Annotated in this window: 12 protein-coding genes and 1 tRNA gene; 6 read left to right on the top strand and 7 right to left on the bottom strand. The window is 64.4% G+C overall.

Annotated elements, in window-relative coordinates; all coding sequences use genetic code 11:
- Window positions 1-23 precede the first annotated feature (23 nt).
- On the bottom strand, window positions 24-1334 hold the full coding sequence (locus G570_RS06390; protein ID WP_037500298.1) for a tyrosine-type recombinase/integrase: 1311 nt from the start codon (window positions 1332-1334) through the stop codon (window positions 24-26).
- Between the two features lie 378 nt (window positions 1335-1712).
- On the opposite strand from G570_RS06390, the gene G570_RS06385 reads away from it, so the two are divergent.
- Window positions 1713-1787 (top strand) — tRNA-Thr (locus G570_RS06385).
- Between the two features lie 57 nt (window positions 1788-1844).
- Here the strand turns inward: G570_RS06385 and G570_RS06380 are convergent.
- Complete coding sequence (locus G570_RS06380; protein ID WP_037500296.1) at window positions 1845-2612, bottom strand: enoyl-CoA hydratase/isomerase family protein; 768 nt, start codon at window positions 2610-2612, stop codon at window positions 1845-1847.
- 38 nt (window positions 2613-2650) lie between these two features.
- Here G570_RS06380 and G570_RS06375 point away from each other — a divergent pair, with 38 nt between their 5' ends.
- Window positions 2651-3196 (top strand): nuclear transport factor 2 family protein, encoded by a 546-nt coding sequence (locus G570_RS06375; RefSeq protein ID WP_156930340.1) that lies wholly within the window; start codon window positions 2651-2653, stop codon window positions 3194-3196.
- Window positions 3189-3644, top strand: coding sequence for a MaoC/PaaZ C-terminal domain-containing protein (locus tag G570_RS06370; protein WP_037500292.1), 456 nt, complete (start codon window positions 3189-3191; stop codon window positions 3642-3644). Before G570_RS06375 ends, G570_RS06370 begins: the two co-directional genes overlap by 8 nt.
- On the opposite strand, the gene G570_RS06365 is transcribed toward G570_RS06370, so the two are convergent.
- Genes G570_RS06365 through G570_RS06355 form a run of 3 tightly spaced genes read right to left on the bottom strand, consistent with a single transcriptional unit; the run spans window position 3616 to window position 5730 of the window.
- Window positions 3616-4251, bottom strand: coding sequence for an FMN-dependent NADH-azoreductase (locus tag G570_RS06365; protein WP_051504096.1), 636 nt, complete (start codon window positions 4249-4251; stop codon window positions 3616-3618). The two genes, G570_RS06370 and G570_RS06365, sit on opposite strands and share 29 nt — an antisense overlap.
- Entirely contained in the window at window positions 4248-4568 is a 321-nt protein-coding gene (locus tag G570_RS06360) for a Rieske (2Fe-2S) protein (RefSeq protein WP_037500290.1), read from the bottom strand. Before G570_RS06360 ends, G570_RS06365 begins: the two co-directional genes overlap by 4 nt.
- A 1-nt stretch (window position 4569) precedes the next feature.
- Window positions 4570-5730, bottom strand: a complete 1161-nt coding sequence (locus G570_RS06355; RefSeq protein ID WP_037500287.1) for an acyl-CoA dehydrogenase family protein — start codon at window positions 5728-5730, stop codon at window positions 4570-4572.
- 127 nt (window positions 5731-5857) lie between these two features.
- On the opposite strand from G570_RS06355, the gene G570_RS06350 reads away from it, so the two are divergent.
- The 3 genes from G570_RS06350 to G570_RS06340 are packed head-to-tail and all read left to right on the top strand — an operon-like array spanning window position 5858 to window position 8554.
- A complete protein-coding gene (locus G570_RS06350; RefSeq protein ID WP_037500284.1) occupies window positions 5858-7072 on the top strand; it encodes an aromatic ring-hydroxylating oxygenase subunit alpha in 1215 nt (404 codons plus the stop codon).
- The gene (locus G570_RS06345) at window positions 7069-7977 is read left to right on the top strand and encodes an SDR family oxidoreductase (protein WP_037500282.1); all 909 of its coding nucleotides are present in this window, start codon (window positions 7069-7071) and stop codon (window positions 7975-7977) included. The genes G570_RS06350 and G570_RS06345 overlap by 4 nt, the downstream gene beginning before the upstream one ends.
- 19 nt (window positions 7978-7996) lie before the next feature.
- Window positions 7997-8554, top strand: a complete 558-nt coding sequence (locus tag G570_RS06340; RefSeq protein ID WP_156930339.1) for a carboxymuconolactone decarboxylase family protein — start codon at window positions 7997-7999, stop codon at window positions 8552-8554.
- Here the strand turns inward: G570_RS06340 and G570_RS06335 are convergent.
- Window positions 8551-10443, bottom strand: a complete 1893-nt coding sequence (locus G570_RS06335; RefSeq protein WP_156930469.1) for an outer membrane protein assembly factor BamB family protein — start codon at window positions 10441-10443, stop codon at window positions 8551-8553. The two genes, G570_RS06340 and G570_RS06335, sit on opposite strands and share 4 nt — an antisense overlap.
- A 34-nt stretch (window positions 10444-10477) precedes the next feature.
- The gene (locus G570_RS06330; protein WP_281169505.1) at window positions 10478-13186 is read right to left on the bottom strand and encodes a TonB-dependent receptor; all 2709 of its coding nucleotides are present in this window, start codon (window positions 13184-13186) and stop codon (window positions 10478-10480) included.
- Window positions 13187-13331 lie beyond the last annotated feature (145 nt).

The raw sequence follows: 13331 nt of genomic DNA, 5'->3' as shown, positions 1-13331 counted from the left end.
TCGTCGTCAGGTAAATCCAACCGCTAATTGAACGCCATGGTGCACAGCAGGACGCTCGAGTGTGTTCCGGTGATTTTGGGCCGAGACCGCCTCCTGCTCTGGAGATTCTGAAGATCGTCCGTTGGGGTGAGGCGACTGAGGTAGAAGCGTTCGAGCATCTCGACACTCGTCCCAGCGTTCTTGGCGAGCAGGATGAGGTTGACCTTGTCGCCCTCGATGATCCGAAGCGACAATGCCGTATGGCGAAGGCTGTAAATGACCCGCTTGGCTCCGAACTCGTCGTTTTCAAGGTCAGCAGCTTCGAGCAGCGATTCGAATAGCTTCCTCATCCATGCAATGGCCCCGTCTCGGGAATTACGTCCCCTTACAAAGACGAATTCCGACGGCTGGCCCCCATGGCGACCCACGAGCCTTTTATAAGCTGTAACAGCCTCAGGCATCGAACAGACCTTGCGCTTACCTGTCTTGCCTCTTGCCACTGCAATTTCGAGGTGAGGAGTTTGATCGCTCTCGACGATCTTGATCTGGCTATGGGTGAGATCGACCCACTCGCTAGGGCGTAGAAACGACCCGACCATGAAGTCGATGAAGTCTAGCATTTCCAGCCACCGATTCCGCTCGCTCTCGCTTTTGGCCTCGTCAGCAAGCCGACGACAGGTAGCGACAAGGTGATCCAGCTCGTCACGGCTGAAACTTGGCCGAGGATTATCGATCATCCGAACGGAAGGCATCTTGGGAACACGATCCAAAAGCCCCTCATCGACACCATAGCCCAACACAAGGCGAAGCGTGGCAAGCATGTTCCGTTGGGTTGTGGGCCGGAGCGACCCCTTGCGGCTTCGTTTCTCTGCAAAACGAAGGTAGTCCCGAACTTTGCCAGGAGTGATGGTCCGCACGTCCTGCCCCTTAAAGAATGCATTCAGGCCATTGGGGGCCGTCAAGATGGCTCGGTGATCCCGATATCGTTGCTGTCGTCGCTCGTCGTTACCAGCAGCACCCAAAAGGGCATCTAGGAATCCGTCGGCGACCACATCGAACCGATAGCAACGCTCGGCCAGCTTACCGCTGGTAATCTGGGCAACCGCCGCCCCTCCCCGCTTGAGAATTTGAAGCTCGGTGTAGAGGTCCTCAGCCCGCTCTACAGCGAGCCGAATGTCGGTCGTTCCGGTCGACTTCGTATGGAGCTTCTTTCCACCGACATTAATCCTCGCACGAGCGTACCAATATGGACTTCCGGCACCGGGTCGTTTCGGTTGGCGATAGAGCGATAGACCGGGGCGAATTGGCACCGGTGTTGTTCGCTGCTGCTGATTAAGTTGTCGGTCAATCTTCATGCCATTAGTATATGGTCAGTCCGATGGACCAAAAAGCACTATCTTTCAGTGGGATAAGGTTGGATTTTCGGCATAGTGGAAGCGGAATTATGCCGCTTTTCTTATGCAATTTCGGCTCCAATTCCGGCAAATAATCTGGCGAGTTTTGTGGAAGATGCCGCCCGATTCGCCCCGGCGAGAAAATCGCATTTGGTCGATCTAACCGGCCACCCGTCGTTCAAAGTCCTATAACCCGATTTATAGCGCTCCCGGTCGACCCAGCTTACCCGCTGTCCAATTAGGTGATCAGTAATCCGGGCGAAGTCGAATTTCGTTACCCGCCAGAGGGCGTTGGACCTTGAAGCCGACCTCGCCTGTCCCTATCGGGGCAAACGGAGCGCCGGCTTAGCACAGTGGTAGTGCAGCGGTTTTGTAAACCGAAGGTCGGGGGTTCAAATCCCTCAGCCGGCACCATCATCTTGAAAGGCCAGTCCGGGGGACTGGTCTTCCAAGATGATCTTCCGCCGCACGTTACTCCTTCCGATCGAAGAAACCCCGGATCGCGGCCTTGCCGTCGTCCGACCCGGCGCGGCCGACGATGCCCGCCGCTTCGCGCTCGAGATGGCCCGACAGGCCGCTCGACAGCGCTTCTGCCAACAGCCGCCGCGACACGCCCAGTGCGCCGGGCGGCGCGGCGCGCAATTTGTCGAGGTAGGACGCGACGACCGTCTCCACCTCGTCCGGTGCCGCTACCGCGGTCACCATGCCGCACGCCAGCGCCTCTTCCGGCAGGACGCGGCGGTTTGTCAGCACCATGTCCTGCGCCCGGCGCAGGCCTGCCACGCGCGGCAGCAGCCAGCTGGTCGCGGCATCGGGGCTCATGCCGATGGCGGTATAGGCCGACGTGAAGTGCGCGGCGGTGCTGGCGACGACGATGTCGCCCAGCAGCGCGAGGCCCAGCCCTGCCCCCGCGGCAGGTCCGTTGACCAGCATCACCAGCGGTTTGTCCATGGTCGCCAACCGCGCGATGCCGGCGTGGAGCGGCGCGGTAATGCGGGCGATGACGGCATGGGCTTGGTCGAGATCCTGGGCAAAGGCCATGATGTCGCCGCCCGCGCAGAACATCCGGCCCGTACCGGTCAGCACGACCGCGCGCACGTCGCGGTCTTCGGCGACCGTGACTGCGGCCTCCATGATCGCATCGGCCATCGGCACATCGATGGCGTTGGCGGCATCGGGGCGGTTGAGCGTCAATCGCGCCACGCCGTCCGTCACCTCGATCAACACCCGTTCGCTCATCGATTGCCCTTTCCGTGATGCCCCGCCATGATCGTGTCGTGCACGAGCCCGATCTTGCCGCCCGGATCGACCGGTTGGAAGCCGAAAGCGCGATCCGCGCCCTCGCCGCCCGCTATTGCTTCGCGATCGACGACCATGACCTTGGCGCAGTCGCCGCCCTGTTCACCGACGATGCGCGGGTGCGGAGCCGCGACGGCGTGATGGATGCCGTCGGGCGCGATGCGATCGTGCGCCAGTATGAAGGGCGGTTCGCGGTGCTGGGGCCATCCAACCATGTCAGCCACGACCACTGGATCCGCTTCGGCGACGATCCGGACGCGGCGGAAGGGCTGCTGTCGGCGCATGCCGAACTGTATCGCAACGACACGCCGATGGTGACGGCGCTCCGCTACCACGACCGCTATCGTCGCGTTGAAGGCGAATGGCTGTTCGCCGAGCGGGAACTGCATTTCCTCTATTACGTCCCGCTAGCCGAATATCCCGGCATCTTGGGCCAGCCCGACCGGATGCGCGCCTATGGCGACCGGCGGCCGGCCGACTATCCCGAAGGGCTGCCGGGCTGGAAGGATTATCGCGATGCATGAACGTCCGCCCCGCAAGTTCGAGGACCTTGCCGTGGGCGAAACCCGCGAATCCGGCTGGCGGGAAATCAGCGAACAGGAAATCGTCGACTTCGCCCGCCAGTACGACCCGCAATGGTTCCATACCGACCCCGAAGCGGCCAAGGCATCGACCTTTGGACAGGTCGTCGCCAGCGGGGTGCAACTGCTCGCCATCTGGCGCCAGCTCGACCATGGCATCAACAGCGACATCGATTTCGTCTGCGGCGTCGGCTTCGACGATTACCGCATGAAAACCGCGCTGCGCGCCGGCGACCGGGTCAAGGTGCGTTCGGAGATCCTCGAGCTTCATCCGTCGACACGGCGCACCGACCGCGGCACGGCGATCACTGCCTACGAAATGGTCAACGATCGCGGCGACACCATCCTGTCGTTCAAGTCGATCAACCTGGTGCACCGGCGCGGGTCCTGATCGTCTCGGCGATGGCGCGAAGCTCGGCCTCCGCCTTTGCTTCCGCCGCCGCCACCGTTTCTTCCGGCCCGAAGGTCGGCGCGGCACGGACTATATGCACGTCCTCCATCCCGATGAAGCGCAGGATAAGGTCGAGGTAGCGCATCTGGTGGTCGTAGACCGCTTCGGGCACGCCGTCGGTGAAGTCCAGCGCCCCGGCCCCGACCAGCACCGCGGTCTTGCCTTTTGCCAGCCCGGTCACCGCGCCCGATGCGTCGTTGGTAAAGGTCATGCCGGGATGGACGATGCAGTCGACCCAGTGTTTCAGCCGGTAAGGCAGGCCGAAATTCCACATCGGCGTAGAGATCAGCCACAGGTCATGGGCCATGGCATGGTCGGCGACGCGGCGGATTTCGCCCCAGCGGCGCGTATGATCCATCTCGACCGGCAGGCCGTGGATCAGGCGATAACGGCTTTCGACCGTGTCGCCGCCAAGGTCGGGCAGCGTCGCGGTCCACACGTCGAGCGTGTCGACATCTTCTTCCCCGAGTGCGTCGAGAAACGCCTTTGCCAGCCGCCGCGAGCGGGATCGACTCCGAGGGCTTCCAGCGACGTGGAGGATCTTCATGCCCCAGCCTTGTCGGGATCGACCCAGACCATCCCGTCCTCGATCCCCACGGCATAGGTCGGCAGCGGCTGGTCGGTCAGCGTCCCCGCCGGCTTGCCGCTGCGCAGGTCGAAGCGCAGGCCGTGAAGCGGGCAGAAGAGGAAGCAGGCCTTCTGCTTGGCCCCTTCCAGCTCGCTATACTGGTGGCTGCAGATCGCGCCGACGGCAAACAGGCCCATCGACGTTCGGGCCAGCAGGACCTTGGTGCCGCCCACATCGAACGCGCGATTGCCGTTGTCCGGAATATCGTCCAGCGCGCAGACGGTGGTCTTCGCCACGCTAGCGCCTTTGGTCGAAGCGGCGGCCGAGCATGGCGCTTGCGATATTCACTTTCTGGATGTCGATCGCGCCGCCGGCGATGCCCCAGCCCCAGCTGTCGCGCAGCCGCCGTTCCATCGGGAATTCCTTGGAATAGCCATAAGCGCCCATCAGCTGCATCGCATCGCCGGTGACTTCGCGCGCGATGGTGTTGGCGAAGCATTTGCCGACCGACGAGTCGAGCACCGAAGGAAGGCCGTCCTCGGCATTGGCCGCGGCGCGCCAGATGAGGAGCCGCGCGGCTTCGACCTTCATCTGCATTTCGGCGAGCTTCATCTGCACCGCCTGGAATTCGGCCAGCGCCTTGCCGAACTGCTTGCGGTCCTGGACATATTCCATGACGTCCTCGAGCGCGCCCGAAGCCTGGCCCAGCGCCATCGTCGCGTTACCGCACCGTTCAAGGTCGAAAGCTTCCATCAATTTCTTGAACCCGCCCGCGGGCACGACGAGATTATCGAGCGGCACGCGGCAATCGTCGAAGTTGAGATCGGCCGAGGGTACGCCGCGAAAACCCATGAGGTTCTCGTTCGGGCCGAAGCTCAACCCCCGCGCCGTCCGTTCGACCAGCACCGCACCGATGCCCTTAGCGCCCGGATCGTCGCTGAGCCGGCAATAGACGACATAGGCATCGCTATGCCCGCCGCCCGAACACCAGCGCTTGGTGCCGTTGATGACGATTTCGTCGCCCTCGATCCGCGCGCGGGTGCGAAGGTCGGTCAGCGCGCTGCCCGCTTCGGGTTCGGACATGGCGACCGCGACCACCATCTCGCCCGCGCACACCTTGGGGACGATGCGCTGCTTCAGGCTGTCGCTGGCGAAGCGTTCGACGGCGCGGACCGGGCCGACCATCGATTCGAAGATCGGAAAAGCGACTGCCGAGCTGATCTTGGCGAATTCTTCCAGGACGATCAGCGCATCGAGATTGCCGAGGCCGAGACCGCCCAATTCTTCGGGCACGTTGATGCCAAGGAAGCCCATTTCGGCATAGCGGCGGACCAGTTCGCGCGAGGGCGGGCGGTTCTGGCTTTCGCACACGGCGGCGATTTCGGGCAGTTCGCTGCGGGCGAAATCGCGTGCGGCCTGGCGCAGGGCCTGCTGTTCGTCGGAAAGGCGGAAATCCATGACTGCCCCGGTTTGCGATTGTCGTCGGTTCCGCTTTCCCCTTTCGCCATAAAAAAGTCAAACATGATTGTTTTTTAGTTGCATTGGCGCTAGCCTTCGGGGCGAACAGGCAAAGGACGGGAACAGGGTGGATTCGGCAACCATCGAACGCATCCGCGAAGGCATGGCCTTCGAAGCGCAGCGCAAGGCGCCGCCCGAGGGATTTCCGGAACTGCCCGACATCCCGGCGGGCCGTTACACCAATTCCGACTTCCTCGATCTGGAGGACGAACGGCTGTGGAAGCGCAGCTGGCTATACGCCGGTCACAGCGACCAGTTGCCCAACCCCGGCGACTGGATCCTCAACCGGTCGACCGGTTCGCCGATCCTGATCGCGCGCGACATGGGCGGGACGATCCGCGCCTATTACAATACCTGCCGCCATCGCGGCGCGCCGCTGGTCAAGGCCGACAAGGGCAACGATCGCGGCTTCGTCTGCGGCTATCACGGGTGGAGCTACACGCTCGACGGAAAGCTGGTCGCGGTGCGCGACAAGCGCGACTTCGTCGGGCTGGATTTTTCGTGCAAGTCGCTGATCCCGGTCCGTTGCGAAACGCTGGGCGGCTGGATTTTCGTGAACGAAGATCCCGACGCCGACGACCTCGTCACCTCGCTCGGCCCGGTGGCGAAGGAACTGCAGCAGTTCCAGCCGGACAATCTGACGCTGGTGGATTCGCGCGGGTACGACGTCGAATGCAACGTCAAGGTGCTGCTCGACGCCTTCCTTGAGGTCTATCACCTGAAATCGATCCACCAGGACACGGTCGACCGCTTCCTCGACCATCGCGGCACGACCATCACCCTGTGGCCGGGCGGGCATAGCCGGATGACGACCCCCAACCGCCGCCCCGACTGGGTCGATCCGGGCACCATCGGCATGCCGGAAATCCCGACCGTCACCGAAATCCCGCGGACCAGCAACGTCAGCTATTACATCTTCCCCAACATCGTCATGCCGCCCTCGGCATCGGGGATGCCGATGCTGGTGTTCTGGCCGACGTCGAAGCGAACGATGCGGATCGAATGCCACTGGTTCAGCCCGCCCTTCGGCCCCGAAGGCCGCAGCCCGCTGTGGGACAAGCGCATCGCCAATTTCGAACGCATCCTCGACGAGGACCTGCAGTTCGCGCCGCAGATCCAGGAATCGCTCGAAAGCCCCGGCTTCAAGGGAATGACGCTGTGCTACCAGGAACGGCGCATCTACCATTATCATGAGGAGCTGGATCGCAAGATCGGTCTGAACCGCGTGCCTGCCGACTTGCGCGTGGAACCCAAACTGGAGCAGTGGGTCGATCCCGCATGACCAGCCCCACCGCGACGGCGACGCGCGCCGACCCTCGTGACGACGACCGCCTGTTCGGGCTGACGCTCGAACAATTGGCGACGCGCGACACCGTCTATCGGCCCGACCTGCTGAAAGGCCAGGTGGTGCTGGTGTCGGGCGGGGGCAGCGGGATCGGCAAGGCGACCGCCTTCCTCGCCGCGCGGCTGGGCGCGCAGGTGGTGATCTGCGGCCGGACCGAGGACAAACTGGATACGGTCAAGAAGGCGATCGACGAAGCCACCGGCGGTGACGTGCTGGCGGTGCCGATGTCGATCCGCGAACCCGAAGCGGTCGAGGCGATGCTCGACGACGTGTTCGCGCGCTTCGGGCGGCTGGACTGCCTGGTCAACAATGCCGGCGGGCAATTCCCGCAGGACGCCATCGACTTCAGCCGCAAGGGCTGGATGGCGGTGATCGACCTCAATCTGAACGGCACCTGGTGGATGATGCAGGAAGCCGCCAGGCGCTGGCGCGACCGGGGCCAGGAAGGGTCGATCGTCAACATCGTCGCCAATGTCGAACGCGGCATGCCGCAGGCTGCGCACACCTGCGCCGCGCGCGCCGGCGTCATCTATTTGTCGAAGACGGTCGCGACCGAATGGGCGCCGCACCGCATCCGCGTCAATTGCGTCGCGCCAGGCACGATCGAAACCGAAGGCTTCCGCGTCTATCCGCCGCAAGCGCTCCAGCGCTTTCACGAGGCCAATCCCATGAAGAAGCTGGGCAACGGCTGGGACGTCGCCGAAGCGGTCGTCTACCTCGCTGCGCCGAGCGGCAATTTCGTCACCGGCGAAGTGATCACGGTCGACGGCGGCATGGCGCAATGGGGCGTGGTGTGGCCCGGCGGCATGCCCGATTATTTCAAGGTGCCCGGCGGCGCCTGACCTGCAAGGAGGCGGCGCGATGCCCGATACCCCGATGACCCGCACCCCGCGCGAGGCGCTGCCCGCGGATTTCCAGCAGGCGTGGGACATGCTCAACGGCCTGACCGGCGAACCCGCCTTCATCGAAGCGATGGCCGCGGCGCCGGAGCTGCTGAAATTCGTGATGCAGGATTTCTACGGCGGGATCTTCTTCGGGGGCCGGGTGGCGGAGAAATACAAGCAGCTGCTGCGCCTGCGCCTCAGCCTCGCCCATGGCTGCCGCAGCTGCAATCTGCAGAATGTCGTGGGCACCCGCGGCGCGGGCTATTCGGATGCGGCCATCACCTCGATCGAAGGCGACCGCGCCAGCTTCGACGAGGCCGAGCGCGCGGTGCTCGACTTCGCCGACGAGATGGTGATGACCAACGGCGCGGGACGCCTGACGCCCGATCTTCACGCGCGGCTGAAGCGCCACTTCGACGATGCACAGATTTGCGAGCTGGCGGTGGTCGCGGGCTTCATCGGCGGGATGGCCAAGATGGCCTTCGTCCTCGACCTTGTCGAACGCGAACCGGTCTGCGCCCTCGCCCCGGCCTAATTGGCCGAGAACACCAGCAGCACGTTGCCGGGCATGTGGTAGTAGAGGCCATAGCCCGAATTCAGCACCAGATAGCCCTGTGCCAGGGTCGGGCCCGGCCCTGACATGCCGCCCCCCTTGCCGGTCGCGCCGTTGACCGATTTGACCTCTTGCTTGGTGTCGTAGGCCCACAGGATCTTGCCGGTCGCGCTGTCATAGGCGTTGAGCATGCCGTCGAGGTGGCCGCCGAATACGACGCCGGGAATGGCGGTCACCGCGGCGCTGATGCCGGGATCGCAATTGGGCGTATCGCCGCAATTGTTCCTGGCAATGTTGCGCCACAAAATCCTGCCGGTCGCGGCGTCGACCGCGTGCAGCCCGGGGCCGGCGATCTTCGCGTCGTACGTGCGGCCGTCCTTAGTGTCGGCCATGTCGTTGATCGGCACGAACACGCGGCTGCCTTCGGCGGCCATGCCGAAATGCACCCCGCCCTGCGTCCCGCCATGGCCGAGCCGGGTGCGCCACAATATCTTGCCGGTCATCGGGTCGATGCCATGGGCGACGCCCGACTTCTGGCCGGCGACGATGACGTCCTTGCCGCCCGCCTTGACCAGGATCGGCGAGGCCGCGACGTCGAGGTCGGGGCCCTTTTCGGTCGGGCAATTGTCGTTGCCGACCATGCAGCCGACGTTCCACGCGTCCTTCGCGGTCAGCTGCGCGATCCACAGCCGCTTGCCGCTTTGCGCATCCACCGCGATCACCGCGTCGCTGTTCCCGTCGGCGGGCGAGGAATAATTCTCCCCGCTGCCGAAGTAGAGCCGGCCGCGCGCCGAGTCATAGGTCGGACTGTTCCACACCGGCGCGCCCGACGGGCCCATCACGTCGGTGCCTGCAGGGGTCTTGCCCTGGCTTTTGGCCGGGTTGGGCACGGTGTAGGCGCGCCATTTCATCGCGCCGGTCGCCGGATCGAGCGCGACGACCGATCCGCGGAAGGTGCAGCAGGCATATTTGGGATCGGCCGCCGCTGTCACTTCGAGCGAGGAGACAGGAACGTAGAGCAGTCCCCCGCCGATCGTTGGCGTGCCGGTGATGGTGGCGTTGGGATGGTCATCGACCTTCACCGACCATAAGGTCTTTCCGGTCATTGCATCGACCGCATAGGCGCGGCCTAGAATGTCGCCGAAGTAGAGCCGCTTGGTCGCCGCATCGGCAACGATGGCAGTGCGAACCTCCGCCGACTTGCGGCTGGTCCAGCGGGCGCAGCCGGTGGCAAGGTCGAAGGCGTAGAGCGTGCCGTCATGCCCGCCGACGAACACCGTGCCCCAGCCGATCGACGGCTGCGAGCGCGCGCGAACGGCGCCGGGATAGGCGAAGGCCCATTTGAGCTTGAGCCGCGGCACGTCGCCCTTGGCCAGCCCCGCGACCGACGCGGGGATGAAGCGGCTGTTGTCATGCCCCCAGCCGACGGCGGCGGGCGGCGGACCGCCGGCAAGCTGCGGCGTCGGGCAGGCCGGCGGCGGCGCGGGCGGCTTGTAATCGGCGAGCGACACCTTGGCGAGATATTCGGCGACCTGCACCCGCTGCTGTTGCGACAGGTTCTTGGCCATTGCCTTCATCACGCCGTTGTTCATGGCGTCGAGCACCGCGTCGGGCGCCATCATCTCCAGCCAGACGGTGCTCGGTGCCTTGTAGACGCCGCCATCGTGGCAGCCCGCGCAATTGGCTTCGAACAGCGCCTTGCCGGGATGCTTTTCCGGATCGATCGCGGTGCCGATCCGGCTCTGGAATTCATCGCGCGACTTGACCCGGTCACCGCCCGCATCGGGTGACGAAGGGGTGCCCTGCGCACAGGCGGAAAGGCCAAGGGCCAGCGCCGAAGCAAGGATGATTGCCCCGAGGCGCTGGCACATGGTCGGCACGCTGATACTCCCTACCTGACGATCCTCAGCCGCGTTCCGGTTCCGGCGGGGGCGGCGGCGGGGGCGGAGGTGGCGGCGGCGGCGGACAGGCGTCGGTCGCCAGGATCGTCGATCCGTCGGGGCAAGTCTGCGTCGCCGGCGGCGGCGGAGGCGGCGGCGGCGGAGGCGGCGGCGGCGGCGGCGGCGGCGCAGCCCGGTCCATGCCGAACTTGAAGCCGGCCTGGACACCGAAGTAACGCGGCGGGCCATATTGGCTGTTCAGCCACAGCCCGGCGACGTTCTGCGATGCGGTGCGGTAGCGCTTGTCGGTCAGGTTTTGCCCGATCAGCCGCAGATAATAGCGATCGGCAATGTCGGCCAGCGTGATCGACGCGTCGACCAGCGTGCGCGCATTGAGGTAGGTATTGCCCTGCGGATCGGTGATCGACTGGGTGAACAGGTTGCGGTCCTGATGCGCAACGCTGGCATCGAACACCAGCTTGTGGCCGCCCATCGGCACGACATAGTTGCCGGCCAGCGTCCACTGCCATTTCGGCGCGCGATCGAGCGGCGAGGAACTGAGGTCGTAACCCGCGCCCGGCGCATCATATGTGCCGTATTTGGCGTCCTGATACCCGACCACGCCGCGCAGCGTCAGCCCGTCGGTCGGCTTGGCGGTCAGTTCGGCTTCGATGCCCTTGACCGTCGCCGAGGCTGCGTTGACGAAGATCGTGACCTGGTTGGGTGCACCGTTGACGACCAGCGGGACGTTCAGCTGCTTCTGCAAATCATTGTATTTGACGTAGAAACCGGTGACGTTGGCCCGGACGCGGTGGTCGGCGAAGTCTGCCTTGACGCCCGCTTCCCAGCTGCTGGCGGTTTCCGGCTTGGTCGCCTTGGCGGCCGCGCGGAACGCGTCATAGTCGGTGACGCCGGTATTGGCGTCGGTGAACGGTGCGAAGCCGCCGATCTGATCGTTGAACCCGCCGCCCTTATAGCCGGTGGAATGGGTGGCGTAGAGGAAGACGTCGTCGGTCGCCTGATAGCCCAGGCTGAAGCGATAGGTCAGCTTTTTCGACTTGTCGTTCAGCTTGATGACGCCGGCCGGGTAATTATAGACGCTGGCGTCGAGCGGGTGGTCGATCGAGATGCCGAGGTCGAAGCCGCCTTCAAGCTGCGGGATGAACACCTGCTGGCGGCCGCGCCAGACCTTGCTGTCCCACGTCTGGCGAACGCCCGCGGTGAAGGTCAGCCGGTCGGTGATCTTGTAATTGCCTTCGGCGAAGATGGCGGTCGATTTCGCCTTCTGCGCATTGCACAGGATGTACGGCGTATCGTTCCAGTTGCCGAACGGCAGCGGACCCGACACGAGGTCGAGGAAGCCCAGCAGCTGCGACACGCAGAAATCGACTGCGTCGTGCTGGTAGAAGGCGCCGACGACGAAATCGAACGGCCCGTTGAGCTTGCTGGCGAAGCGGAATTCCTGCTGGAACGTCTTGCGGTCGTCGTCGCGGCTGGCGTCGAACACCGACAGGCGATCGCCGTCGGGCGCGACGGCGGTGACGCCGGCATAGCTGTTGGGCAGGCGCGAGCTTTGCTTGCGCCAGCCGGTCACCGACGTGAAGGTGCCATATTGCGCGTCGAAGTCGAGGTTGGCGTACAGCCCGTCGACGTTGATCCGCTGGATGTTGCGCTGGAACGTGTCGTTGCGCAGCGTGATGCCGCTGTTGTTGAGCGGATCGTTGCTGCCATTGGGCACGTTGAGGCCGAGGAAGTCGGTGAGGAAACCGACATTGCCGGTGTAGATCTCATTCTCGTTGACCGACGGCACGGTATCCGACCGGTCGCGCAGCATTTCATACTGGAACAGCGCGCGGACGCTGTCGGTCGGTTCGACCAGCAGCTTCACGCGGCCGTTGAAGACGTCTTTGCCGCCGACCCGGCCATCGTTGAGGCAGCCCTGGACGCCGTCGAACTTCGACGGGAAAGCGGGATCGAAGGCGGCCGTTTCGGGATCGTCGCTGAGGTTGTAGACGGGGCCGTAGCAGGCCTTGTTCTTGTAATAGCCGTCGCTCTTTTCATATCCGGCGACGACGCGCAGCGCGGCGATGTCGCCAAGTGCCAGGTTGAACGCGCCCTTGGCCTGGCGCGTGCCGAAGCTGCCGGCGCTGAGCTCGCCCTCGACGAAGGTCTTGTGGAGCAGCGGGCGCTTCGTGCGGACCGTGACCGCGCCGCCCGAGCTGTTCTTGCCGAACAGGGTTCCCTGCGGACCGCGCAGCACTTCGACCTGCTGGACGTCGAACGTGTCGAGCAGCTGGGTCTGGACCGACGGCATGACGAAGTCGTCGACCAGCACCACCACCGGCGGTTCGAAATAGACGATGATGTTGTTCTGCCCCACGCCGCGCATCGCGAAGCTGGCGGCGTTGAAGCCGGTGATGGTTTCGGCTGAGAAGTTGGGGACAAACAGCGCCAGGTCGCCGATATTGTTCGGGCTGGCCTGCTGGATGAGGTTCGAATCGATCGCCGACACCGCGATCGGGGTGGTCTGCAGCCTTGTATCGCGGCGCGTCGCCGTGACGACGATGTCGTTGATGCCGCCTTGCGCCGGCTCGGCCTGCGGCTGGTCGGTCGGCGAAGTCGCGGCCGGCTCAACCGGCGGCGGCGCGGCGTCCTGCGCCATGGCGGTGGTCGGCAGGGCCATCAGGCCCAGGAACGCGCACGAACTCAGCAGACGATTCGGCACCATCTTCATCCTCCCTCTCCCCGGCGCCGCATCTTATGCGCGGCGTCCGAAAGACCCTCGTCGATCGAGGTCGGGACGAAGCTGGCACATGTCCGATAAACAATCAATCATGTTTGTTTTTTTCTGTCATGGTCGGGTAGCGGTGCAACACCGT

The organism is Sphingomonas jaspsi DSM 18422 (assembly GCF_000585415.1).
Classification (GTDB): domain Bacteria; phylum Pseudomonadota; class Alphaproteobacteria; order Sphingomonadales; family Sphingomonadaceae; genus Sphingomicrobium; species Sphingomicrobium jaspsi.
Note: the sequence above shows the minus strand (reverse complement) of the source record. Positions and strands in the feature narration are given on the sequence as shown.